Here is a 24479-nt window from a genome sequence, read left to right as displayed (position 1 = left end):
CGGTCAGCGGCCCGCGAGCGGGTTCTCCAGGGTGCCGACGAGCTGGAGGGCGCTCGACGGGTCGGCGAGGTCCACCATGGCGCGGTTGTCCCGCAGCTGGAGCCGGTTCAGGCAGGACCGCGCGAACCGCGGCGCGAACAGGTCGTACTGCCGGAAGCGGTCGGCGAGTTCGGGCACCGACTCCTGGTACTCCCGCACCACCGCGGCGACCGTCCCCCAGAACGCGTCCTCGGTCAGGACGCCCTCGTCGGCGAGGAGGGCGGCCAGGAAGCGGAAGAAGGAGTCGAAGACGTCGGTGAAGAGCGACAGGAGCCGGTGGTCCTCCGGCACCTCGACCCGGATCCGCCGCACCTCGGGGGGCAGTGCCGCGTCCGGGTCCAGGACCGCGATCTCCTCGGCGATGTCCTTGAAGACCGCGCGCTGCACCGCGCCGTCGCGCAGCACCAGGATCACGTTCTCGCCGTGCGGCATGAAGACCAGGTCGTAGGCGTAGAAGCTGTGCAGCAGCGGGGTCAGGTACGCCCGCAGGTAGCCGCGCAGCCACACGTCCGGGTCCAGCCCCGAGCGCTCGACCAGCGCGCCGGCGACGCTGCGCCCCTCGTGGTCCACGTGCAGCAGGGACGCCATGGTGGCGAGGCTCTCGCCGTCCCGGAGGGCGGCCACCGGGCTCTCCCGCCACAGCGCGGCCAGCATCTTCCGGTACGGCGAGTGGCGGTCCGTCGCCGCCTCGTACTCCAGGTGCCGGTAGCCGACCGCGGCCCGCTCGCGCAGGACGGTCAGGCCCGTCGCCCTGAGCACCGGGTCGCCGTCGACCAGCCGGGCCAGCCAGTCGTTGACGGCCGGGGTGGCCTCCATGTAGGCGGCGGACAGCCCGCGCGTGAAACCCATGTTGAGGACGGACAGGGCCGTCTTCACGTAGTGCTTCTCCGGGTGGGAGGTGTTGAAGAAGGTCCGGATCGACTGCTGTGCCAGGTACGCGTCGTCGCCCTCGCCGAGGCAGACCAGGTTCCGGCGGGCGACCTCGGCGGCGAAGGTGACGGCGAGCTTGTGCTGCCACTGCCAGGGGTGCACGGGTATGAGGAGGTAGTCGGCGGGGTCGAGTCCCAGGGCGGTGAGCCGGTGGTCGAAGCGCTCGACGGCCGCCGTGCCCAGCTCCGCGCGGACGAAGGTCCCGTAGGCGATGCCGGCGCCCGCGGTGAAGGCGGCCCGGGAGCGGTGCGCGGCGAGCCACACCAGCCGCACCGGGCTCGCGGTCTCCGGCGCGTACGCCCGGTAGGCGTCGATACCGAAGCCGAGCCGCCCGTTGTTGGCGACGAAGCAGGGGTGGCCCTCGGTCATGCCGGTCTCGATCGCCTGGAAGCCGCCCTGCGCCAGCTCCCGTGCGCTGACCTGCGGCTTGGCGAGCTTGTAGCAGGTGCTGGAGAGGGTGGAGGAGATCTCCTCCAGGTAGACCGGCAGGATCTCGTCGCTCAGCCCCAGGGTCCGCCTCAGCTCGGTGAAGAAGCCGAGCGCGTCGAGGGGGAGCGCGGTGCCGTCCTCCCCGTGCCGGGAGAGGGAGCCGGGGTCCACCCGCCAGTGGTCGAGGGCGCGACGGGTGGCGGTGAAGCGGTACCGGACGCGCCCGTCGTCGCTGCGGACGCTCCAGGCGTCCCCGCCCACGGGCTCGGGCCGCACGAGCCGCTCGTGGGCGAACTCGGCCAGCGCCTTGGCCAGCAGGAGGCGGCCGGCCCGCTCCCAGCGTCCGGGGGTCAGGTGGGTCACGGCGTCGGCGAGGGTCATGCGGCCACCGCCTGTGCGAAGCGGGTGCGGGTGCAGAAGCTGAGCAGCGCGGTCTTCTCCGGCTTGCGGATCTCGCGCTCCGGGACGAACCCGACGGCCGCGTTCAGCGCGTGCACGGCCGTGTTGCGCACGTCCGGCTCCACGACGATCCGGCCGGTGGCGGGGTCGTCGAACAGGTGCCGCACGACCGCGGTGATCACGGCGCGGGTGAAGCCGTGCACGGGGGCGTCGGCCGGTGCGACCAGGAAGTGCATGCCCACGTCGCCCGGCTCCGGCGCGTACAGCCCGGCCAGTTCGCGGCGGGCGGGGTCGTAGTGCTCCATGAGGAAGGCGGGCCGCCCGTCGTGCAGTCCGAGGAGCGCGTGGTGGTGCGGGTCGGCGGCGATGTCCCGGTAGGCCCGCTCGACGTCCTCGGGGGTCGCGTCCTGCATCAGCCAGAAGACCGCCTTCGGGTGGGTGACCCAGCGGTGCAGCAGCCCGGCGTCCCCGGAGGGGTCGAGGGGGCGCAGGGTGAGGGTGCCGATCTCGGCGGGGGCGGTCATACGGCGAACTCCTGGAAGGCGATGCTCTTCTCGACCGGGTAGTGCTCCGTGCCGAGCAGCTCGCGGATGATGCAGCTGTTGCGGTAGGCGCCCATGCCCAGGTCGGGGCTGGTGACGCTGTGGGTGTGGACGCCGGCGTTCTGCAGGAAGACGCCCCGGCCCGTGACGTCGATGGCGTAGTTGCGGGCCACGTCGTGGCGGCCGTGGGAGTCGTAGCGCAGGCGGTCCCGGATCGGCCGGAGGAACTCCGGCTCGGTGTAGCGGTAGCCGGTGGCCAGGACCAGCCCCTGGGACCGCAGCTCGAAGTCCTTGCCCTGCTCCTCCTGACGGAAGGTCAGGGTGTAGGTGCCGTCCTCGTGGCGTGCCGCTCTCAGCGCGGAGTTGGTGAGCAGGCGGGTGGGCACCGGCCCGGCGAGGTTCTTGCGGTACAGCAGGTCGAAGATCTCGTCGATCAGATCGCCGTCGATGCCCTTGTACAGGCCCTTCTGAATCTCGGTGAGGCGGTGGCGGGTCGGCTCGGGCAGCGCGTGGAAGTAGTCGGCGTACTCCGGGGAGGTCATCTCCAGGGTGAGCTTGGTGTACTCCAGCGGGAAGAAGCGCGGGGAGCGGGTCACCCAGTTCAGCCGGTAGCCGTGGACGTCGATCTCGCTCAGCAGGTCGAGGTAGATCTCCGCGGCGGACTGGCCGCTGCCCACCAGCGTGATCGACTCCTTGCGCTGGAGCTCCGCCTTGTGCTCCAGATAGCGGGAGTTGTGGAGGGCGTCGCCGGGCAGGCCGCGGCAGGGCTCGGGGACGTGGGGCGGGGTGCCGGTGCCGAGGACGAGCCGGCGGGCCAGGAAGACCGCGCCGGTGTGCGTGCGCACCGCGTACAGCTCGCCCGCCTCGTCGTACGTGACCTCGGTGACGGTGGTGCCGAAGCGGACGCTGCTCAGCTTCGACGCGGCCCAGCGGCAGTAGTCGTCGTACTCGACGCGCAGCGGGTGGAAGTTCTCCCGGATGTAGAACGAGTACAGCCGGCCGCGCTCCTTCAGGTAGTTGAGGAAGGAGTACGGGGAGGTCGGGTCGGCCAGGGTGACCAGGTCCGACAGGAACGGGGTCTGGAGGTGGGCTCCGTCGAGGAACATCCCCGCGTGCCAGGCGAAGTCGGGCTTGGACTCCAGGAAGACGCCGGTGACGTGGTCGATCGGCTCGGTCAGGCAGGCGAGGCCGAGGTTGAAGGGGCCGAGGCCGATGCCCACGAAGTCGTAGGGGCCGTGGACGGCTTCGGCGGAATCAGCAGGCGCGGTCAAGGGACTCTCCCAGGTACTGCTCGGCGTGGCCGGCGATCAGGTCGAGCACGGCGGACAGGTCGGCCGTCGTGGTCTCGGGGTTGAGCAGGGTGAACTTCAGGTGGTGGCGGCCACCGACCGTGGTGCCGGCGACGACGGCGTCGCCGGAGGCGAACAGGGCCTCGCGGGCGTACAGGTTGGCGCGGTCGATCACCGCCGGGTCGGTGACCGCGGCCGGGACGTGGCGGAAGACCAGGGTGGACAGGGCCGGTTCGGCGACAACCTCGAAGCGGGGGTCGCCGGCCAGCAGCCGCCAGCCCTCCCGGGCCAGGCCGCACACCTCGTCGAAGAGGCCGCCGATCGCGTCGGCGCCCATGACGCGCAGGGTCATCCACAGCTTGAGGGCGTCGAAGCGGCGGGTGGTCTGGAGGGACTTGTCGACCTGGTTGGGGATGCGCTCGGCGACAGCTCGGCGCGGGTTGAGGTAGTCGGCGTGGTAGGTCGCGTGCCGCAGGGTGGCGGCGTCCCGGACCAGCAGGGCGGAGCAGCTGACCGGCTGGAAGAAGGACTTGTGGTAGTCGACGGTGACCGAGTCGGCCCGCTCGATGCCCGCGAGGAGGCCGCGCCGGGTGGGGGAGACCAGCAGCCCGCAGCCGTAGGCCGCGTCGGCGTGCAGCCACACGCCGTACCGGTCGCACAGCTCGGCGATCTCCGGCAGCGGGTCGATGGAGCCGAAGTCGGTGGTGCCGGCGGTGGCGACCACGGCCATCGGGACGTGGCCGTCCCGGCGGCAGCGCTCCAGCTCGCGGGCGAGCGCGACGGCCTGCATGCGCCGGTCCCGCTCGACGGGCACGGGGATCACCGCCCCGGGGCCCAGGCCCAGCAGCTTCGCCGCCTTGCGCACGCTGAAGTGGCCCGCCTCGGAGACGAGGATCCGCAGCTTCTCCGGGGCGTCCGTCTTGGCCTCCTCGCGGGCCAGGAGCAGTGCCTGGAGGTTGGACTGGGTGCCGCCGGAGGTGAACACGCCGTCGGCGGCCGGGCCGAGGCCGATCCGGGCGGCCGTCCAGTCCACCAGCCGGCGCTCGATCAGGGTGCCGCCGGTGGACTGGTCCCAGGTGTCGAGGGAGGAGTTGACGGCGGAGAGGACCGCCTCGGCGAGCACGGCCGGGACGACGACCGGGCAGTTGAGGTGGGCGAGGTAGCGGGGGTGGTGGAAGTAGACCGCGTCCCGCAGGTAGACCTCCTCCAGTTCGTCGAGGGCCGCGGCGGTGTCGTGCAGCGGCCGGTCCAGGTCGATCCCGTCGACGCGGGGGGCGAGGGCGTCGACCGTGGTGCCGGTGAACGGCTGTCCGGTGGCGGCGAGTCGGGCGGCCACCCGCTCCACTCCGTCGGTCACGGAGCGGCGGTAGTGCTCCGCGGTCCGGTCGTTGAGCAGGTGCGAGCGCATGTGGGGGTCCTCCGGTGGGTGGGGACGGTCCGTGCGGGACGACGGGAGAGGGGCGGAACAGCCCGCAGTAACTTAGGTTAGCCTAACCTAATTTTGAGGGAATCCCGCCCCTCCTCCGCCCGCGTCGCCTCACTCCCGGGCGCGCGGTTCCTCCTCGCTGGGCCCGCGCCGCCAGTGGCCCGCGAAGGTGACCCGCCGCCGGTCGGTGCCGGGTTCGCGTGAGGGGGGCGTGTGCCGGTCGGGACCCGCGTGGGCGCCGCGGACCGGGGGCGGGTTGAGCCGCCTCGTCCGCGCGACCTGCAGGGCGAAGAAGCGGAACGGGGCGGCCGCTGCGGTCGTCACGAGGGCTCCCCGGTGTCTCAGGCGACCTTCTTCGCCTTCTCCAGGGCCTCGGCGAGGTCCTCCAGCAGTGGGGCGCACTTGGCGTAGGAGAGGATCGGCTCCGGATTGCGGGCGATGACCTGGCCGGCCCGGACGGCGGGGAGCCTCTTCCAGGTGCCCTCGGTGATGGCGGCGGGCTGCAGGGCCGAACTGCGGTTGTCCATCATGATGATGTCGGCGGCGTACCGGTCGGCGTTCTCCCAGCTGAGGGACTCGTACCAGCCGCCGCCCCCGGCCTTGGCCTTCTCCGGGGGCTCGACGAAGCCGACGCCCAGGGCCTTGAAGTACTCCAGGTCGGCGGACAGGTTCGTGCCGGAGACGTAGAGCAGGTCCGCACTGGCGGAGGCCGCCATCACCGTGATGCCGCGCTTCGCCTTCGCCGCGGCCCGCAGCCGGGCGGCCGCGTCCTCGAAGCGCTTCCTGGCCTGCCCGACCTCCGTGCCCGCCGCGTCCGCGCCGAGCGACGTCGCCAGGGCGAGCATCCGCTCCAGGGACACGGTCAGCTGCCGGTCGTAGACGGAGATGCCGACGGTCGGTGCGCCCACGTCGAGGATCTTCTGCCGGGACTCCTCGGGGACGTACCAGAGGGTGCCGGCGTCGTCGAACAGTGTGGAGACGAGGAGGTCGGGCGCGAGGGCCGCGTACTTCTCGATGTTGAACTGGCCCCACTCGTTGCCGAGGAGCGTCACCTTGCCGACGTCCAGGTCGCCGGCCTGCACGTCGGCCCGGCCGTCCTTGGTCCGGGTCGGGCCGAAGACGCCGGTGACGCCGACCCCGTAGTCGTGCAGCGCGGCGGCGGCGCCGGCGAAGGCGACGATGCTCGACGGGGTGCGGTCCGCCTTCGCGGTGCGGCCGCGGTCGTCCCGGAAGGACCAGGGGCCCTGGCGGCCGGCGGCTGCTCCGCCGCCCGCGCCACCGCTTTTCGTGCCGCCGTCCCCGCAGGCCGCGAGCGCGGCTCCGAGGCCGAGGGCGCCGCCGGCGGCGAGGACGCCGCGACGGGAGGGGGGCAGGGCACGGGAGTGGGGCATGGCTGCGACTGCTTTCGAACGAGGCAGGCGGAACGCCCGCCGGACAGGTCGAAGATAGGTTAGCCTAACCTCACTTTGCATCCAGGGGGGTGGCACGGCCCGCACCCCTGCCACAGGGAGTCGCGCGTGTGACGTCAGGGCCCGGGACGGATCCGGGTCGGCCCGGGACGGGTCCGGCCCGCGCCCAGGTCGGGCGCGGGCCGGAGGAGCCGCAAGGGCCGGGGCCGAAGGGGTCGGGGTGTCAGCCGGTCAGTCCCAGTTCCCGGGCGATCAGCAGGCGCTGGACCTCGCTGGTGCCCTCGCCGATCTCGAGGATCTTGGAATCCCGCCACATCCGGGCGACCGGGTACTCGTTCATGAAGCCGTAGCCGCCGTGGACCTGGGTGGCCTCACGGGCGTTGTCGACGGCGACCGTGGAGGAGTAGAGCTTCGCCAGCGCCGCCTCCTTCTTGAAGGGCTCGCCCGCGACCAGCCGGGAGGCCGCGTCCCGCCAGGCCAGCCGGGCCGTGTGGGCCTTCATCTCCATGTCGGCGATCTTGAACTGGATGGCCTGGTTGGCGCCGATGGGCCGGCCGAAGGCGTGACGCTCCTTGGCGTACTTCACCGACTCGTCCACACAGCCCTGCGCCAGCCCGGTGGCCAGCGCCGCGATGGCGATTCGGCCCTCGTCCAGGATCCGCAGGAACTGCGCGTAGCCGCGGCCCTCCTCGCCCAGCAGGTTCGCCGCCGGCACGCGCACGTCGGCGAAGGACAGCTCGCGGGTGTCGGAGGCGTTCCAGCCGACCTTGGAGTAGGCGGGGGCGACCGTGAACCCGGGGGTGCCCGACGGGACGATGATCGCCGAGATCAGCGGGCGGCCGTCCGGCTTGCGTCCGGTCACCGCGGTGACCGTCACCAGACCGGTGATGTCGGTGCCGGAGTTGGTGATGAAGCACTTGGTGCCGTTGATCACCCATTCGTCGGTGTCCGGGTCCAGCCGGGCCGTCGTCCGGGTGGCGCCCGCGTCGGAGCCGCCGTCCGGCTCGGTCAGACCGAAGGCGCCGAGCATCTCCCCGGAGCACAGCTTCGGCAGCCACCGGCGCTTCTGCTCCTCGGTGCCGAACAGGTGCAGCGGCATGGCCCCCAGGGAGACGCCCGCCTCCAGGGTGATCGCGACCGAGGAGTCCACCCGGGCCAGCTCCTCCAGCGCGATGCCGAGCGCCAGGTAGTCCCCGCCCATGCCGCCGTACTCCTCGGGGAACGGCAGCCCGAACAGACCCATCCGGCCCATCTCACGGACGATCTCGTACGGGAACTCGTGCCGCTCGTAGAAGTCGCCGATCTTGGGCGCCACGACGTCGTGTGCGAACTCCTCCACCGTGCGGCGGAGTTCCTCCAGCTCGGGGGAGAGGCGGTGGTCCATCGTTGATCACAGCTCCTTGTGGGAGAGGGCGCGGAGGGTGCGGGAGGGGCTGGGGCGGCCCAGCCGTTCGGCCATCCACGCGCTCGTGGCGACGAGGCGGCCGAGGTCGACCCCGGTCTCGATGCCGAGACCCTGCAGCATCCACACCAGGTCTTCGGTGGCGAGGTTGCCGGTGGCGGACTTGGCGTACGGGCAGCCGCCGAGGCCGCCGGCGGAGGCGTCCACGGTGGTGACCCCGTGCTCCAGTGCCGCATAGGTGTTGGCCAGCGCCTGGCCGTAGGTGTCGTGGAAGTGCACGCCGATGACGTTGGTCGGCACGCCCGACTCGTTGAGCGCGGAGAGCAGCTCGAGCACATGGCCCGGGGTGGCGACGCCGATGGTGTCGCCGAGGCTCAGCTCGTCGCAGCCCATGTCCAGCAGTGCCCGGCAGACGTGGACGACCTGGTGGAGGGGCACGGCACCTTCCCAGGGGTCGCCGAAGCACATCGAGACGTACCCGCGGACGTGGGCGCCCTCGTCCTTCGCGCGGCCCACCACCGGGGCGAAGACCGCGAGGGACTCCTCCACCGTGCGGTTGAGGTTGGCCTTGGCGAAGGACTCGGTGGCGCTGGCGAACACCGCCAGGCGCCGGGCCCCGAGGGCGAGGGCGCGGTCCAGGCCGCGGGTGTTCGGCACGAGGACCGGCAGGTGCACCCCCCTCAGGTCCCGCACCTGCGGGAACAGCTCCTCCGCGTCCGCCAGTTGGGGCACCCACTTGGGGTGCACGAAGCTGGTCGCCTCGATCGTCGTCAGGCCCGCGTCGGCGAGGCGGCGGATGAACTCCGCCTTCACCTCGGTCGGCACGGTGGTCTTCTCGTTCTGCAGGCCGTCGCGCGGGCCGACCTCGTGGATCCTGACCCGCCCGGGCAGGTCCTGCGCGGGGACGACCATCGGCAGTCCCGGTTCCTGCGCGGTCACGGCGCCACCGCCTCCTCCTCGTGCGGAGCGATCACGGCCAGCACCTGGTCCATGGCGACCGTGGTGCCCGGCGAGACGTCCAGCCCGGTGACGGTGCCGGCGTGCGGGGCGGAGATGACGTGCTCCATCTTCATCGCCTCGACCACCAGCAGGCTCTGGCCCGCGGCCACCTCGTCTCCGACGGCGACCTTCACCACCGTCACCGTGCCGGGCATGGGTGCGGTGAGCGAGTCGGCGCCGGCATGGGCCGCGCGCATCAGGGACGCGGCCACCGGGTCGTGGTCGCGCACCTGCCAGGCGTCGCCGTCCCGGCCGAGCCAGTCCCCGGCGCGGTCGAAGGTGTGGCGGACGCCGTCCACCGTCACGGACACCCGGTCGCCGGTGACGTCGTGGGTGCCGCGCGGGGCGTGCTCCACCGGCTCGCCCACCCTCAGCGGGAAGGCCACCGGCCGGGGCTCGCCGCCCAGCCGCCAGCCGCTCGGCACCGAGAAGGGGTCCGTCCAGCCCTCGCCGCGCGGGCGCAGCGCGTCCAGGCGCACCGCCGCGGCCGCCTCGTAGACCTCGTCGGGCACGTCCGTGGAGACCAGGTCGTCGACCACCCGCTCCACCAGGCCGGTGTCCAGGTCGCCCGCGACCACCGCCGGGTGCGCCAGCAGCCGCCGCAGGAAGCCCGCGTTGGTCTGCACGCCCAGGGTGACCGTCTCCGCCAGGGCCGCCCGCAGCCTGCGCAGCGCGGTCGCGCGGTCGGGACCGTACGCGATCACCTTGGACAGCATCGGGTCGTAGAGGCTGCCGACCTCGGTGCCCTCGCTGAGCCCGGAGTCGGTGCGCAGGCCCTCACCCTGCGGCTCGCGCAGCCGCAGCACGGTGCCGCCGGAGGGCAGGAAGCCGCGCGCCGGGTCCTCGGCGCAGATCCGGGCCTCGACCGCGTGCCCGGTCAGCCGGATGTCCTCCTGCGCGAACGGCAGTGCCTCGCCCGCGGCCACCCGCAGCTGCCACTCCACCAGGTCCAGGCCCGTGACGAACTCGGTGACCGGGTGCTCCACCTGGAGACGGGTGTTCATCTCCATGAAGTAGTACGACGACGGGTCGCCGCCCGGGACGATGAACTCCACCGTGCCCGCGCCCCGGTACCCGCAGGAGCGGGCCGCCTGTACGGCCGCCTCGCCCATCGCGGCACGGGTCCGCTCGTCGAGGAGCACGCTCGGCGCCTCCTCGATGATCTTCTGGTGGCGGCGCTGGAGCGAGCACTCGCGCTCGCCGAGGTGGACCACCCCGCCGTGCCCGTCGGCCAGCACCTGGATCTCGATGTGGCGGGGCCGGTCGACCCAGCGCTCGACGAGGAGGGTGTCGTCGCCGAAGGAGGCGCGCGCCTCGCGCCGGGCGGCGGCGATCTCGTCCGCCAGCAGGTCCGCGTCGCGGACCAGCCGCATGCCCTTGCCGCCGCCGCCCGCGGACGGCTTCAGCAGCACCGGCATGCCGATCCCGCGGGCCGCCTCGGCGAGTTCGGCGTCGGTGAGGCCGGAGCCGTGCGAGCCGGGGACCACCGGCACCCCGGCCGCGCGGACCGTCTCCTTGGCGCGGATCTTGTCGCCCATGAGGGCGATCGCGTCGGCCGGCGGGCCGATGAAGACGAGCCCGGCGTCGGCGCAGGCGCGGGCGAACCCGGCGTTCTCCGCGAGGAAGCCGTAGCCGGGGTGGACCGCCTGGGCGCCGGAGCGGGCCGCCGCCTCGAGCAGCCGCTCCACCGACAGATAGCTCTCGGACGCGGGGGCCGGCCCGAGCCGGACCGCGGTGTCGGCCTCGCGCACGTGCCGGGCGTCGGCGTCGGCGTCGGAGAAGACGGCCACCGAGCGCACGCCCAGCGACCGCAGGGTGCGGATGACACGGACCGCGATCTCGCCGCGGTTGGCCACCAGAACTGTGTCGAACATGATCGGAAGGTCCCCCCTCACATCCGGAAGACGCCGAACTGGGGCTCGCCCAGCGGCGCGTTGGCACACGCCGTCAGGGCCAGGCCCAGCACCTGACGGGTCTCCATCGGGTCGATGACGCCGTCGTCCCAGAGGCGGGCCGTGGCGTAGTAGGCGCTGCCCTGGCGCTCGTACTGGGCACGGATCGGGGCCTTGAAGGCGTCCTCCTCCGCGGCCGGCCATTCCTCGCCGCGGGCCTCCGTCTGGTCCCGCTTGACGGTGGCGAGGACGGAGGCGGCCTGCTCGCCGCCCATGACGGAGATCTTGGCGTTCGGCCACATCCACAGGAAGCGGGGGGAGTAGGCCCGGCCGCACATCGAGTAGTTGCCCGCGCCGTAGGAGCCGCCGACGACGACCGTCAGCTTCGGCACGCGCGTGCAGGCGACGGCCGTGACCATCTTGGCGCCGTGCTTGGCGATGCCGCCCGCCTCGTAGTCCCGGCCGACCATGAAGCCGGAGATGTTCTGCAGGAAGACCAGCGGGATGCCGCGCTGGTCGCACAGCTCGATGAAGTGGGCGCCCTTCTGGGCGGACTCCGAGAACAGGATGCCGTTGTTGGCGACGATGCCGACCGGGTGGCCGTGGATCCGGGCGAAGCCGGTGACCAGGGTCTGCCCGAACTCGGACTTGAACTCGGCGAAGCGCGAGCCGTCCACCACGCGCGCGATGACCTCGCGGACGTCGTAGGGGGTGCGGGAGTCGACGGGCACCGCGCCGTACAGCCCGGCCGGGTCCACCTTCGGCTCGGCGATCCCGGTGACCTCCCACGGCGGGGGTCCGCCGGCGGGGAGGGTGGACACGATGTTCCGCACGATGCGCAGGGCGTGGGCGTCGTCCTCCGCGAGGTGGTCGGTCACACCCGACACCCGCGCGTGCACCTCGCCGCCGCCCAGCTCCTCGGCGGTGACGACCTCGCCGGTGGCCGCCTTCACCAGCGGCGGGCCGCCGAGGAAGATCGTGCCCTGGTTGCGGACGATCACGGCCTCGTCGCTCATCGCCGGGACGTACGCGCCGCCCGCGGTGCAGGAGCCGAGCACGGCGGCGATCTGCGGGATGCCCGCGCCGGACATCCGCGCCTGGTTGTAGAAGATGCGGCCGAAGTGCTCGCGGTCGGGGAACACCTCGTCCTGCATCGGCAGGAAGGCGCCGCCGGAGTCGACCAGGTACAGGCAGGGCAGGCGGTTCTCCAGCGCCACCTCCTGGGCGCGCAGGTGCTTCTTCACCGTCATCGGGTAGTAGGTGCCGCCCTTGACGGTGGCGTCGTTGGCCACGATCACGCAGGTGCGGCCGCTGACCCGGCCGATCCCGGCGATCACCCCGGCCGCGGGCGCCTGCCCGTCGTACAGTCCCTCGGCGGCCAGCGGAGCCAGCTCGAGGAAGGGCGAGCCCGGATCGAGCAGCGCGTCCACGCGGTCGCGGGGCAGCAGCTTCCCGCGCGCGGTGTGGCGGGCGCGGGCCTTCTCGCCGCCGCCGAGACGGGCCGCGGCGAGCCTGCCGCGCAGCTCCTCGGCGAGGACGCGGTGCGCCTCCTCGTTGGCCCGCCAGGCCTCCGACGCGGGGTCGGCCGCGCTCGTCAGCTCCGGTGCCTCGTGCATCCTGCGGTCCCCTCACCCATCGGTGATCGACTGTTAATGAGCGTTAACCATTTCCTTCAGGTTAACGACCGCTAACCTCCCTGTCTAGAATTGATTTCATGGCCACGCGAACCGACGCCCCCACCCGCCGCGAGCAGATCCTGAAGGAGGCCGCCCGGCTCTTCGCCGAGCGCGGCTTCCACGGCGTCGGAGTCGACGAGATAGGCGCGGCCGTCGGCATCAGCGGACCGGGTCTGTACCGGCACTTCGCGGGCAAGGACGCCATGCTCGCGGAGCTGCTGGTGGGCATCAGCGGTCAGCTGCTGACCGGCGCGAAGCAGCGCCTGAAGGAGGCCGACGGCGTGGCCGCCGGGGCGGTCCTCGACTCGCTGATCGAGGGCCACATCGACTTCGCGCTCGACGACCGCCCTTTGATCACCTTGCACGACCGCGAGCTGGACCGCCTCCGGGACAGCGACCGCAAGCTCGTCCGCCAGCTCCAGCGGCAGTACGTGGAGCTGTGGGTGGCCGCGCTGCGCGAGGTCTACCCGGTGCTGGCCGAGCCCGCCGCCCGCTCGGCCGTCCACTCGGTCTTCGGTCTGCTGAACTCCACCCCGCACCTGGGCCGCGTGGGCTCCCTCCCGGGCCGCGGCACCACCGCGACGCTGCTGCACCGGATGGCCCGGGGCGCCTTCGCCGCGGCGGCCGGCGCCGAGTAGGGCCTCCCCGGACCGGCCGCCGGGGAGGGTGACGTGCGTTACCGCGCCCACCTCTGGACTCCTTTGCCTACTCGCCGGTACGTTGGCATGAGCAAGCGCTTAGACAGGCCGAGGTACGTGGAGGTGGCGGCGTGCGCCGTACGGTTTTCAACGAGGATCACGAGGCGTTCCGGGAGACCCTGCGCGCCTTCATCGAGGCCGAGGTCGTCCCCGTCTACGACGAGTGGTTCACTGCGGGCCAGGCACCGCGCGACTTCTACCACAAGCTGGGTGAGCTGGGCATCTTCGGCATCAACGTGCCCGAGGAGTTCGGCGGCGCGGGCATGGACAGCCACAAGTTCGAGGCCGTCCTGTACGAGGAGACCGCGCGCGCGGGCGTCCAGTTCGGCGGCTCCGGCGTGCACGTGCTGCTCGCCCTGCCCTACATCAAGATGCTGGCCTCCGACGAGCAGAAGAAGCGGTACCTGCCGAAGTTCGTCACCGGCGAGGAGATGTGGGCCATCGCGATGACCGAGCCGGGCACCGGCTCCGACCTCGCGGGCATGAAGACCACCGCCAAGCTCTCCGAGGACGGCACCCACTACGTCCTCAACGGCGCCAAGACCTTCATCACCGGCGGCGTGCACGCCGACAAGGTGATCGTCTGCGCCCGGACCTCCGCCCCGAGCGCCGAGGACCGCCGCTTCGGCATCTCCCTGTTCGCCGTGGACACCAAGTCCGAGGGCTACTCCGTCGGCCGCAAGCTGGACAAGCTGGGCCTGCGCACCTCCGACACCGCCGAGCTGGCCTTCGTCGACGTCAAGGTCCCGGTCGAGGACCTGCTCGGTGAGGAGAACAAGGGCTTCCACTACCTCGGCCACAACCTCGCCTCCGAGCGCTGGGGCATCGCCTTCGGCGCCTACGCGCAGGCCAAGGCCGCCGTCCGGTTCGCCCAGCAGTACGTGCAGGACCGCACCGTCTTCGGCAAGCCCGTCGCGCACTTCCAGAACACCAAGTTCGAGCTGGCCGCCTGCCAGGCCGAGGTGGACGCGGCCGAGGCCGTCGCCGACCGCGCCACGGAGGCCCTGGACGCCGGCGAGCTGACCCCCGCCGAGGCCGCCTCCGCCAAGCTCTTCTGCACCGAGGTCGCGCACCGCGTCATCGACCGCTGCCTCCAGCTGCACGGCGGCTACGGCTACATGAACGAGTACCCGATCGCCCGGCTGTACGCGGACAACCGCGTCAACCGCATCTACGGCGGCACCAGCGAGATCATGAAGACGATCATCGCGAAGAACATGGGCCTGTAAGGTCCCGGAAACCAGTGCGGGATACAACTGCCGTATGAGTCAGGCACTTCAGTCACTGCTCGATCTGCTCGACCTCGAGCGGATCGAGCAGGACATCTTCCGCGGCCAGTCCCGCTCCGCCGTCGTCCCCCGTGTCTTCGGCGGGCAGGTCGCGGCGCAGGCGCTGGTCGCCGCCGGACGGACCGTCCCCGAGGACCGGCACGCGCACTCGCTGCACGCGTACTTCCTGCGCCCCGGCGACCCGGGCGCGCCGATCGTCTACACCGTCGACCGCATCCGCGACGGCCGGTCCTTCACCACCCGCCGGGTGGTCGCGGTCCAGCACGGGCAGCCGATCTTCCACCTCTCGGCGTCCTTCCAGACGTTCGAGGAGGGCCTGGACCACCAGGCGCCGATGCCGTCCGCCCCGGACCCGGCCACGCTGCCGACCTCGGACGAGCGGCTGCGCGACTACGGCCACCTCGACGCGGCCGTGGTGGAGAAGTTCCAGGAGGCGCGGGAGTCGGTCGACCTGCGCTACGTGGACGAGCCGCCCTACGGGCGCTTCGGCGAGCCGCGCGAACCGCACTCCCAGGTGTGGTTCCGCACCAACGGCAAGCTCGGCGGTGCCATCGACCAGCCGCTGCTGCACGTCGTGCTGGCGACCTACGTCTCCGACATGACGCTGCTGGACTCGGTGCTGCTCGCGCACGGCCGCGGCGGCTGGGCCGTCGGGGACGTCGTGGGCGCCTCGCTGGACCACGCCATGTGGTTCCACCGCCCGTTCCGCGCGGACGAGTGGCTGCTGTACGACCAGGAGTCGCCCTCGGCCCACGGCGGCCGCGGCCTCGGCCAGGCCCGCATCTACACGCAGGACGGCCGGCTCGCGATATCGGTCATCCAGGAAGGCGTGGTGCGCGTTCCGCGCTGACACCGGCCGTACGGCGGCGGGGCGGGTGCCGGACTTCCGGTCCCCGCCCCGCCGTTGTGCGTGGGGGCTACTCCAGCCCCGCCTGCGCCAGCAGATACGCCGTCATCGGGTCGTAGTGCCGCGGGCTGACGACGTGGTCGTCGAGCGGCACCGTCACCTGGAGGGTGCCCTCGGCCTCGGCGAGGAACAGGGCCGGGTCGTTGGAGTCCGCGTAGCCGACCGCGTCGACGCCGTGCTGCCCGGCGTACCCGGCCCAGCCGTGGTCGGCGACGACGAGGTCCGGCAGCGGCCGGCCCTCCCGCTCCAGACCGGTGAGGATCGCCTGCATCGGCCGGCCGGAGTGCGTGTGCCACAGCGTCGCGCCGTGCTCCAGCACCGCCACGTCCGCGAACTGCATGACGTAGCCCTCGTCCGTCTGCAGCCCGTCCGGGATGACGACGATCTCGCAGCCGGCGGCGCGCAGCGCGGCGGCGGTGGCCCGGTGCACGTCGAGCAGGCCGCCGGGGTGCCCGGTGGCGAACAGCACCCGCTGCCCGTCCTCGGCCGCCTTGCGCAGCCGGCCCGCCAGCCGCTCCAGGGCGTCCACGGTCAGCTCGGGGTCGATGGTGTCCTGGCCGTACCGGTGCCCCGGGTCGTCGCTGACGCCGGCCCGCTCCGCCATGACGGCGAGCACGTCCTGCTCGTCCCGCCACCGGTCGCCGAGTTCCAGGCCCAGCCAGTAGTGGCGGTCGCCGTTCGCCAGCTTCCGGTAGTGGGAGAGGTTGTTCTCGCGCGGTGTGGCGACCTCTCCCGCGATACGGGTTCTGACGAGGTGCTCGACGAGCTCGGTGCGGCTGGGTGTCCCGGGTATCGGCATGGCTCCCATTGTGAGGCAGCGGACCCCGTCCGTCCCGGGGTGCCCCGCGCTGGGACGCGGGTCACGCGGGTCAGGCGCGGCGCAGCGCGAACCACAGCTCCATGCGGGTGTCGGGATCGTCCAGGTCCGTGCCGAGCAGGGCCGCGCAGCGCGCGATCCGCTGCCGCACGGTGTTGCGGTGCACGGACAGGGCGACCGCCGTGCGGTCCCAACTCCCGTGCAACGACAGCCAGGTGCGCAGCGTCTCGGTGAGCGCCGGGACCGCGGCGACGGGGGCGAGCAGCGCGCGTGCGTGCGCGTCGGCCTCCTCCGCCGGGACCAGCTCGGCCAGGCCGCGCCGGTCGCCGTCGCGCACCAGCGCGGTGCGGGTGGCGCGGGCGCGGGCCAGGGCGCGGGCGGCCCGGGTGTCGGCGGCCGGCCAGTCGCCCGGGGCGACGGCGGCACTGGCGCCGAGGGTCCAGCCGGGCTGGGCGGCGGGCTCCCGCGCGGCGGGCACCAGGACCCGGACCACCCCGTCGGCGAGGTCGACCAGCGGCGAGCCGAGGGCGGCGCCGAGCGCGGACGCGGCGACGGCGTCGGCGGCCTGCCCGTCCGGCCGGGCGTGCACCACGATCCACCGCCCGTCGCCGAGCAGCGGCGCGACCTCCTCGGGCGGGGCGCCCAGCAGCAGCCGCACCAGCGCGGCGGAGCGGGCGGCCCCGGTGCCGCTCTGGTGCTCCCCGGTGAGCAGCGAGAGCAGGACCGCGGCGACCGAGGCGATGGTGTGGTCCCCGGGGTCGCGGCGCGCCGCGGCCACGCCGAGCACGAAGCCCTGGCCGGTGCCGAGGGCGTACGCGGTCAGATGCACGCCCGCCGCGGTGTCCGAGGCGGTCGCGGAGGAGCGGCTGCCGACGACGTGCGCCAGGGCGGCCAGGGCCCGGCCCGCCTCGGGGCCCGGATCCTGCCCGGCGGCCGCGATCCGGGTGCCGTCCGGTCCGTACAGCGCGGCCCGGCCCGTCACCTGCCGGGCCAGCCGGCGCAGCACCGCGGGCACCGGGTCGGGGCGGGAGGCCGCGGCGGCCAGGCTCTGCTGGGCCTCGGTGACCCGGCGCAGCTCGGCCAGCCGGGCCTGCGCCATCAGCTGCCAGACCGCGCGGGCCACCCCGGAGAAGGTGGTCTGCGGCGGGACCTCCAGCAGCGGCAGCCCCTGCGCGTCGCAGGCGGCGACCAGTGCGCGGGGCACCGTGTCGTGCACCGGCGCCAGGCCGAAACCGAGGGCGGCCCCGCCCGCCGCGACGATCCGGGAGACGTAGTCGTCGAAGTAGGTGCCGGACCCCGCGGCGCCGGGGACGTGCACGCCGGCCGTGAGGAGCAGCTCGCCGCCCAGCAGGTAGGGGTAGGGGTCGGCCATCTCCGAGGTGTGCGCCCAGTGGATCGCGGTGTCGGGGTCGGTGGGACCGGCGATCCGGCGCAGCGCGAGGTCCTCCCGGGCCAGCAGCGCCGACAGCGGGACCGGCGGGGTCGGGGGGACCGCGGGGGCGGAGGCGTCCGGCATCCTGTGCGTTTCCTCCATGCTCGACCGTGCGAATGGATGAAACGTACACTTCGCAGTCGCTTTCCGGCCACCTAGGGTCAAGCGCAGACCGGCAGCCGCGGGTACGGGCGGATGTCCCCGCGTGCACGCTGCCGGCGCCCCGCTCCACGGAACCCACCCGTCTCTGCACGACACGCCACCGGGATGTGCGCGAAGGAGGGCCCCACATGGCCGTCGACTACACCGTGATCGTCGTCTATCTGGCCGGCATGCTGGCCATGGGCTGGTGGGGCATGCGCCGCGCCAGGTCCAAGAGCGAGTTCCTGGTGGCGGGCCGCCGCCTCGGGCCCGCGATGTACTCCGGCACCATGGCGGCCATCGTCCTCGGCGGCGCGTCCACCATCGGCGGCGTCGGCCTCGGCTACAAGTACGGCCTGTCCGGGGCCTGGATGGTGTTCGCCATCGGCCTCGGCCTGCTGGCCCTGTCGGTCTTCTTCTCCGCCCGCATCGCCCGGCTGAGGGTCTACACCGTCTCCGAGATGCTCGACCTGCGCTACGGCGGCCGGGCGGGCGTCATCTCCGGCGTCGTGATGTGGGCGTACACCCTGATGCTCGCGGTGACCTCCACCATCGCCTACGCCACGATCTTCGACGTGCTGTTCGACGTGAACCGCACGGTGGCGATCGTCCTCGGCGGCTCCATCGTCGTCGCCTACTCCACGCTCGGCGGCATGTGGTCGATCACGCTGACCGACATGGTGCAGTTCGTCGTCAAGACGATCGGTGTGCTGCTGCTCCTGCTGCCCATCGCCGTGGTCAAGGCGGGCGGCTTCTCCGCGATGCGGGCCAAGCTGCCGACCTCCTACGTCGACCCGCTGGGCATCGGCGGCGAGACGATCTTCACCTACGTCCTGATCTACACGTTCGGCATGCTCATCGGCCAGGACATCTGGCAGCGCGTCTTCACCGCCCGCAACGACCGGACCGCCCGCTGGGGAGGCACCGTCGCCGGCACCTACTGCCTGGTGTACGCGCTGGCCGGCGCGGTCATCGGCACCGCGGCCCGGGTGCTCTACCCGCACCTCGGCAGCGCCGACGACGCCTTCGCCACCATCGTCAAGGACGAACTCCCCGTCGGCGTCCGCGGCCTGGTGCTCGCCGCCGCCCTGGCCGCCGTGATGTCGACGTCCTCCGGCGCGCTGATCGCCTGCGCCACCGTCGCCAACAACGACATCTGGTCCCGGCTGCGCGGCCTCACCCGGCGCGCCCCGGACGGCGACGGGCACGACGAGGTCAGGGGCAACCGCGCGTTCATCCTGATCATGGGCGTCGTGGTGATCGTCACCGCCATCGCGCTCAACGACGTCGTGGAGGCGCTGACCGTCGCCTACAACCTCCTCGTCGGCGGGCTGCTCGTGCCGATCCTCGGCGGCCTGCTGTGGAAGCGCGGCACCGTGCAGGGTGCCCTCGCCTCCGTCGTCGTCGGCGGCGTCGCGGTCGTCGGCCTGATGGCCGTCTACGGCATCCTCGCCAACGAGCCCGTCTACTACGGCCTGCTGGCCTCGCTCGCCGCGTACCTCGCCGGCTCCCTGGCGACCCGGCCCACCGACGCGGCCGTCCTCGCCGCCTGGCGCGAACGCCTCGCCGGGCGCACCCCCGAACTCGCGTCCGAACCGGTCCCGGCTCCCCAGTAGAGTCGTACGACAAGCAGCACATGCGCGACATTGCGCAGAAAGAAGGCATCCGATCATGAGCAGCAACGAGACGCCCCGCGGTCCCGTCGACTCCTCCCGCGTCCCGCGGTACGCCGGCCCCGCGACCTTCGCCCGGCTGCCCCGCCTCGACGAGGTCGGCACCGCCGACGTCGCCGTCGTGGGCGTGCCGTTCGACTCCGGCGTCTCGTACCGGCCGGGCGCCCGCTTCGGCGGCAACGCCATCCGCGAGGCGTCCCGGCTGCTGCGCCCCTACAACCCGGCCCAGGACGCCTCCCCCTTCGCCCTCGCCCAGGTCGCCGACGGCGGCGACATCGCCGTGAACCCGTTCGACATCCACGAGGCCGTGGACACGATCGAGGCGGCGGCCGACGACCTGCTCGGCACCGGCGCCCGCCTGATGACGCTCGGCGGCGACCACACCATCGCGCTGCCGCTGCTGCGCTCGGTCGCGAAGAAGCACGGCCCGGTCGCCCTGCTCCACTTCGACGCCCACCTCGACACCTGGGACACCTACTTCGGCGCCGAGTACACGCACGGCACCCCGTTCCGCCGCGCGGTCGAGGAGGGCATCCTCGACACCGAGGCGCTCTCCCACGTCGGCACCCGCGGCCCGCTGTACGGCAAGCAGGACCTCACCGACGACGAGAAGATGGGCTTCGGCATCGTCACCTCCGCCGACGTCTACCGGCGGGGCGCCGACGAGGTCGCCGACCAGCTGCGGCAGCGCATCGGCGACCGCCCGCTGTACATCTCCATCGACATCGACTGCCTCGACCCGGCCCACGCGCCCGGCACCGGCACCCCCGAGGCGGGTGGCATGTCCTCCCGCGAACTGCTGGAGATCCTGCGCGGACTCGCCTCCTGCAACCTGGTGTCCGCGGACGTCGTCGAGGTGGCGCCCGCCTACGACCACGCCGAGATCACGTCGGTGGCGGCCTCCCACACGGCGTACGAGCTCACCACGATCATGGCCCGCCGGATCGCCGCGGCCCGCACCGCGTAATTCCCGCGCCCGACCCCCGAGGAGACCGAGCACAAGTGACCCACGACCACGACCTGGTACTCCGTCCGACGCCCGCCCAGAAGGAGGCCGCTCTCCAACCTCCCCCCGGCCGCATCGGCGGAGACCTGGTCGTGGAGACCCTGACCGGGCTCGGCGCGACCACCGTCTTCGGACTGCCCGGCCAGCACGCCCTCGGCATGTTCGACGCGCTGCGCCGCTCGGAACTGCGGTACGTGGGCCTGCGGGTGGAGAACAACGCGGGCTTCGCGGCGGACGCGTACGGCCGGATCACGGGCGAGGCGGCGCCCCTGCTGCTGTCGACCGGCCCGGGAGCCCTCACCTCCCTGGCCGCGCTCCAGGAGGCGGCGGCCGCCTCCGCGCCGGTCCTGGCGATCAGCAGCCAGGTCCCGACGGCCGGACTCGGCGGCGGCCGGCACGGCTATCTGCACGAACTGCCGGACCAGGCGGCCTCGTTCCGGGGCGTGGTGAAGTCGGTCCACACGGTCCGCACCGAGTCCCAGATCCCCTCGGCGATCGCCGCCGCCTGGAAGTCGGCGCTCACCGTGCCGCACGGCCCGGTGTGGGTGGAGATCCCCCAGGACGTGCTGCTGGCCGAGGCGCGGCTGCCGGTGGTGACGGCGATGGACGCGACTTTGGAGGAAGTGCCGCCGCGCCCCGAACTGACGGCGCTGGCGGCCGAGTCGCTGTCGAAGGCGGCCCGCCCGGCGATCATCGCGGGCGGCGGGGTGGTCCGGGCGGACGCCTCGGGCAGACTGCTGGCACTGGCCGAGAGGCTGAACGCCCCGGTGGTCACCACCTTCGGCGGCAAGGGCGCGTTCCCCTGGGAGCACCCGCTGTCCCTCCAGTCGTGGCTGGAGGACCGGCACACCACGGACTTCCTGGAGGACGCGGACGTCCTGCTGGTCGTCGGCTCGGGCCTCGGCGAACTGTCCTCGAACTACCACACGTTCAGGCCGCGCGGCCGGGTGATCCAGATCGAGGCGGACGCCGGCAAGCTCGAGTCCAACCATCCGGCACTGGGGATCCACGCCGACGCCCGTCTTGCCCTGCAGGCGCTGCTGGAGACGGTCGAGGACCGCGTGGACGCGGGCGCCGAGCAGCGCGTACGGGATGTGCTGGCCAAGGTCCGCGACCGCATCGCGGCGCAGGAACTCACCCTGGAGCAGGACGTGCTGGCCGCGGTCCGCCGCGCCCTGCCCGCGCACGCCCCGTCCTTCTGGGACATGACGATCCTGGCCTACTGGGCCTGGTCCGCCTTCGACCCGCGCGGTGCCAACACCATGCACTCGGCCCAGGGCGCCGGCGGCCTCGGCTACGGCTTCCCGGCGGCCCTGGGCGCCGCGGCCGCGGACCCCACCCGCCCGGTGCTTGCGGTCTCCGGCGACGGCGGCGCCCTGTACTCGATCGCCGAACTCGCCACGGCCCGCCAGTACGACCTGAACGTCACCTGGCTGATCATCGACGACGGCGGCTACGGCATCCTCCGCGAGTACATGACCGACGCCTTCGGCCGGCCCACGGCGACGGAGCTCACCCGCCCCGACTACGTGGCCCTGGCCGAGTCCTTCGGCGTCCCGGGGGTCCGCACGACCCCCGAGACCCTGGAGACCGACCTGGCGAAGGCACTGACCGGACCAGGGCCGTCCGTGGTGGTCCTCCCGGCGCTGCTGCGGATGTTCGCCCCCACTCACCTGGGCGGAGGCTGACATCGAGGGGGACGGCCGCCGTCCAGGAGTCCGGCCAGTCCGCTCACCTCCGCGTCGATCGCGAGGGCGCACCCGTGCAGTACGTCCCGGGGCTTCCCCCACGGGTCGGCGATGTCGTCCGCGGCCGGTGGAACCGGGGCGACAGCTCCCCGGCGGCCTGCTGCGGCCGCCACCACGGTCTCGAAGCACCTCGGATCCACCGGGTCCGTCCCGCCGCCTCGTGCCCCGCCGGATTCCGGGGTGGCCAGACGCACGAACTCCCTCAGGGTGAAACACCGTCGCAGCGCCGACGGCACCAGCCGCACCGCCGCCTCCCGGTGCTCGCGTGCGAGCCCGAGGACCAGCGCCGCCTCCGCCACGAGCGACTCGGTGAGCATGCGGGCCGTGAAGCCCGAGCCGTCACCTCCCAGCTTCTCCAGCACCTGCCTGGTGGAGACGTCCATGCCGAGGCCGGGCCAAGGGGCCGTGCCGGCGCTCCCCGGCCGCACGGCCGAGCCGGGCCGCAGCCGGGCGGTGAGCAGCCGTTCGGCGAGCACCGAGCGGTGCAGGTTGCCCGTGCAGACGAACAGGACCCGGGTCACCTCTGACCCGCGCCGCCCGCGCCCGCAGGCTCGTCGGCCTCCTCCTCGGGAGCGGACGCGCGGGGAGCGGGCAGCTCGCCGTACCGTCCGTAGGTGCCGTAGGGGTCGCCCTTGGGTACGGGGGCCATGCTGAAGACGGTGCCGAGGACGCGGACGCCCACACGGTCCAGCGACGCCGCGGCGGTGCGTACCTGGTCCCGGCTGGTCCTGGCGGCGCGGACCACGAGCAGCGCACCCTGGGCGAGCGAGGCGAGTCCGACGGTGTCGGCGACCGGCAGCAGCGGCGCGGTGTCGACGATCACGACCTCGTAGGTGTCCGCCAGTTCGTTCAGCACCTCTGTCATGCGCCCCGAGGAGAGCAGCTCGGTGGGGTTGGGCGGCACGGCCCCGCTGGCGAGGACCGCGAGCCTGCCCTCGGCCTGCTGCATCACGTCCTCGATGCGAGCCTGCCCGATGAGCACCGTGGTGAGACCGGCGTCCTGGACCAGGCCGAAGGTCGAGGCCACACACGGACGGCGCAGGTCGCCGTCCACCAGGCATGTGGAGACGCCGGCCTCGGCCAGCGAGAGGGCGAGGTTCACCGCGGTGTTGGTCTTTCCCTCCCCAGGCACCGAACTCGTCACCACGATGATCCGGGGCCGGTCGTCGACCTGTGAGAACTGCAGATTGGTCCGCAGCTTGCGAAAGGCCTCCGCCCGCTTGGAGTGGCCGTCCATGCTGACGAGCGGCCGCCTCGGGACGTTCCTGTCGAACGGGATGGTCCCGAGGCCCGGCAACGCGGTGAGCTCGCCGAGCGCCTCGCTGCTCTTGAGCGTGGTGTCGAGGGTCTCGCGCAGGACGACCGATCCGGCACCCAGCAGCAGTCCGCCGAACACCCCTGCGGACAGGTTCAGCAGCGGGCGGGGCGAGACCGGGTGGGTGGGGGCGACGGCTGTCTCGGTGACGCCCAGTGAGACCGGTGACGTCGTGGTCTCGTCGTCCGCGTGGCTCTTGGACCTTGCCGTGCCGGGTCTGTGCTTGGGCGTCTCCAGCCGCTCGACGACTGCGCTGAACCGCGCGGCCACGGCGTTGGCGATGCGCGCGGCGCGCTCGGGCACGGTGTCCCGTACGGCGATGTCGATCAGCACGGTGTTGAGCGGAGCGACGGCGGTGATCTGCGACGCGAGCTCCTCCGGTGTGGTGTGCAGCCCCAGCTCCTTCACCACCGGTTCGGTGACCTGACGGGTCGGCACGATCGCCGCGTACGACTGGACGCGTGCCTGCGAGAAGCTCTGCCCCTGGTTCAGCTGGGCCGAGTCCTCACCGCTCCGGGTGGCGACGAAGAGCTGCGTCCTGGCCTCGTAGACGGGAGCGCTGAGGAACGTAACGGCGAGTGCCGCCCCGACGGTGGGCACCAGGCAGAGCAGGACGGTCGGCCAGCGCCTGACAAGAGCCTTCAGGAATCCGTGGAGATCCAAGCTGCACCCCTCATAGTTCGAAGGGAACGGCCCGTACCCAGACATTCTGTTCCCTCTTGCGCAGAGCAGAACATAGGGATTCAGGCGTCCCCGCGCAGGCAGCCACCCCCATTCCGCCCACCGAATGACCCGAGCGGCACACAGGGCCGCCACTCCATCCGGTGACTCCTGGGTGGCGTCGTGTTAGCCGTTCCCCCTTCGTCCCATCTATTTCCTATGTCTGATCTTGTCGACCAGGTTTGAGCATGGCCGATGTCGGCCGCCCGGACTGGACCGAGGGAGAGCGAGTGAGGGAAATGACGACATCGTCCAGGTGGCGCGTCGCGCTTGCATCGACGGCCTCCGCAGTGGTGCTGGC

At 72.7% G+C, this 24479-nt stretch carries 20 protein-coding genes; 6 read left to right on the top strand and 14 right to left on the bottom strand.

Annotated elements, in window-relative coordinates; all coding sequences use genetic code 11:
• Positions 1-3 precede the first annotated feature (3 nt).
• From P3H78_RS03220 to P3H78_RS03175, 10 genes are all read right to left on the bottom strand, one after another.
• On the bottom strand, positions 4-1779 hold the full coding sequence (locus P3H78_RS03220; protein ID WP_276107174.1) for an IucA/IucC family protein: 1776 nt from the start codon (positions 1777-1779) through the stop codon (positions 4-6).
• On the bottom strand, positions 1776-2321 hold the full coding sequence (locus P3H78_RS03215) for a GNAT family N-acetyltransferase (protein ID WP_276107173.1): 546 nt from the start codon (positions 2319-2321) through the stop codon (positions 1776-1778). The genes P3H78_RS03220 and P3H78_RS03215 overlap by 4 nt, the downstream gene beginning before the upstream one ends.
• Positions 2318-3610 (bottom strand): lysine N(6)-hydroxylase/L-ornithine N(5)-oxygenase family protein, encoded by a 1293-nt coding sequence (locus P3H78_RS03210; protein ID WP_276107172.1) that lies wholly within the window; start codon positions 3608-3610, stop codon positions 2318-2320. The genes P3H78_RS03215 and P3H78_RS03210 overlap by 4 nt, the downstream gene beginning before the upstream one ends.
• Positions 3594-5036 (bottom strand): pyridoxal phosphate-dependent decarboxylase family protein, encoded by a 1443-nt coding sequence (locus tag P3H78_RS03205; protein ID WP_276107171.1) that lies wholly within the window; start codon positions 5034-5036, stop codon positions 3594-3596. Before P3H78_RS03205 ends, P3H78_RS03210 begins: the two co-directional genes overlap by 17 nt.
• 129 nt (positions 5037-5165) lie before the next feature.
• Positions 5166-5378 carry a hypothetical protein gene (locus P3H78_RS03200; protein ID WP_276107170.1) on the bottom strand — a complete coding sequence of 71 codons (213 nt, stop codon included), beginning with the start codon at positions 5376-5378 and terminating at the stop codon, positions 5166-5168.
• Between the two features lie 17 nt (positions 5379-5395).
• Entirely contained in the window at positions 5396-6445 is a 1050-nt protein-coding gene (locus P3H78_RS03195) for an ABC transporter substrate-binding protein (protein ID WP_276107169.1), read from the bottom strand.
• A 241-nt stretch (positions 6446-6686) separates the two neighbouring features.
• Complete coding sequence (locus P3H78_RS03190) at positions 6687-7847, bottom strand: acyl-CoA dehydrogenase family protein (protein WP_276107168.1); 1161 nt, start codon at positions 7845-7847, stop codon at positions 6687-6689.
• Between the two features lie 6 nt (positions 7848-7853).
• Complete coding sequence (locus P3H78_RS03185; RefSeq protein ID WP_276107336.1) at positions 7854-8777, bottom strand: hydroxymethylglutaryl-CoA lyase; 924 nt, start codon at positions 8775-8777, stop codon at positions 7854-7856.
• Positions 8778-8800: 23 nt separating this feature from the next.
• Positions 8801-10738 (bottom strand): ATP-binding protein, encoded by a 1938-nt coding sequence (locus tag P3H78_RS03180; protein WP_276107167.1) that lies wholly within the window; start codon positions 10736-10738, stop codon positions 8801-8803.
• Between the two features lie 17 nt (positions 10739-10755).
• Complete coding sequence (locus tag P3H78_RS03175; RefSeq protein WP_276107166.1) at positions 10756-12372, bottom strand: carboxyl transferase domain-containing protein; 1617 nt, start codon at positions 12370-12372, stop codon at positions 10756-10758.
• A gap of 98 nt (positions 12373-12470) precedes the next feature.
• On the opposite strand from P3H78_RS03175, the gene P3H78_RS03170 reads away from it, so the two are divergent.
• The 3 genes from P3H78_RS03170 to P3H78_RS03160 all read left to right on the top strand — a co-directional run bounded on the left by P3H78_RS03170 (position 12471) and on the right by P3H78_RS03160 (position 15269).
• Entirely contained in the window at positions 12471-13070 is a 600-nt protein-coding gene (locus tag P3H78_RS03170; RefSeq protein ID WP_276107165.1) for an SACE_7040 family transcriptional regulator, read from the top strand.
• A gap of 131 nt (positions 13071-13201) precedes the next feature.
• Positions 13202-14359, top strand: coding sequence for an acyl-CoA dehydrogenase family protein (locus P3H78_RS03165; protein WP_276107164.1), 1158 nt, complete (start codon positions 13202-13204; stop codon positions 14357-14359).
• Positions 14360-14393: 34 nt separating this feature from the next.
• Positions 14394-15269: an acyl-CoA thioesterase gene (locus P3H78_RS03160; RefSeq protein WP_276107163.1), complete on the top strand. Its 876-nt coding sequence runs from the start codon at positions 14394-14396 to the stop codon at positions 15267-15269.
• A gap of 67 nt (positions 15270-15336) precedes the next feature.
• Here P3H78_RS03160 and P3H78_RS03155 read toward each other — a convergent pair whose 3' ends face one another.
• Positions 15337-16125, bottom strand: coding sequence for a phosphatase (locus P3H78_RS03155; protein WP_276107162.1), 789 nt, complete (start codon positions 16123-16125; stop codon positions 15337-15339).
• A gap of 70 nt (positions 16126-16195) precedes the next feature.
• Positions 16196-17659 carry a PucR family transcriptional regulator gene (locus tag P3H78_RS03150; protein WP_276107161.1) on the bottom strand — a complete coding sequence of 488 codons (1464 nt, stop codon included), beginning with the start codon at positions 17657-17659 and terminating at the stop codon, positions 16196-16198.
• A gap of 206 nt (positions 17660-17865) precedes the next feature.
• Here P3H78_RS03150 and P3H78_RS03145 point away from each other — a divergent pair, with 206 nt between their 5' ends.
• The 3 genes from P3H78_RS03145 to P3H78_RS03135 are packed head-to-tail and all read left to right on the top strand — an operon-like array spanning position 17866 to position 22083.
• The gene (locus P3H78_RS03145; RefSeq protein ID WP_276107160.1) at positions 17866-19332 is read left to right on the top strand and encodes a sodium:solute symporter family protein; all 1467 of its coding nucleotides are present in this window, start codon (positions 17866-17868) and stop codon (positions 19330-19332) included.
• A gap of 55 nt (positions 19333-19387) precedes the next feature.
• The gene (speB, locus tag P3H78_RS03140) at positions 19388-20356 is read left to right on the top strand and encodes an agmatinase (RefSeq protein ID WP_276107159.1); all 969 of its coding nucleotides are present in this window, start codon (positions 19388-19390) and stop codon (positions 20354-20356) included.
• 35 nt (positions 20357-20391) lie between these two features.
• Positions 20392-22083, top strand: a complete 1692-nt coding sequence (locus P3H78_RS03135; RefSeq protein WP_276107158.1) for a thiamine pyrophosphate-binding protein — start codon at positions 20392-20394, stop codon at positions 22081-22083.
• Here the strand turns inward: P3H78_RS03135 and P3H78_RS03130 are convergent.
• Positions 22065-22664, bottom strand: coding sequence for an arsenate reductase/protein-tyrosine-phosphatase family protein (locus P3H78_RS03130; RefSeq protein ID WP_276107157.1), 600 nt, complete (start codon positions 22662-22664; stop codon positions 22065-22067). The two genes, P3H78_RS03135 and P3H78_RS03130, sit on opposite strands and share 19 nt — an antisense overlap.
• On the bottom strand, positions 22661-24121 hold the full coding sequence (locus P3H78_RS03125) for a tyrosine-protein kinase domain-containing protein (protein WP_276107156.1): 1461 nt from the start codon (positions 24119-24121) through the stop codon (positions 22661-22663). The genes P3H78_RS03130 and P3H78_RS03125 overlap by 4 nt, the downstream gene beginning before the upstream one ends.
• Positions 24122-24479: the final 358 nt, after the last annotated feature.

The organism is Streptomyces tropicalis, from assembly GCF_029269835.1.
Classification (GTDB): Bacteria; Actinomycetota; Actinomycetes; order Streptomycetales; family Streptomycetaceae; genus Streptomyces; species Streptomyces tropicalis.
The sequence above is the reverse complement of the archived record's forward strand: the minus strand, read 5'-3'. Positions and strand labels throughout refer to the sequence as shown.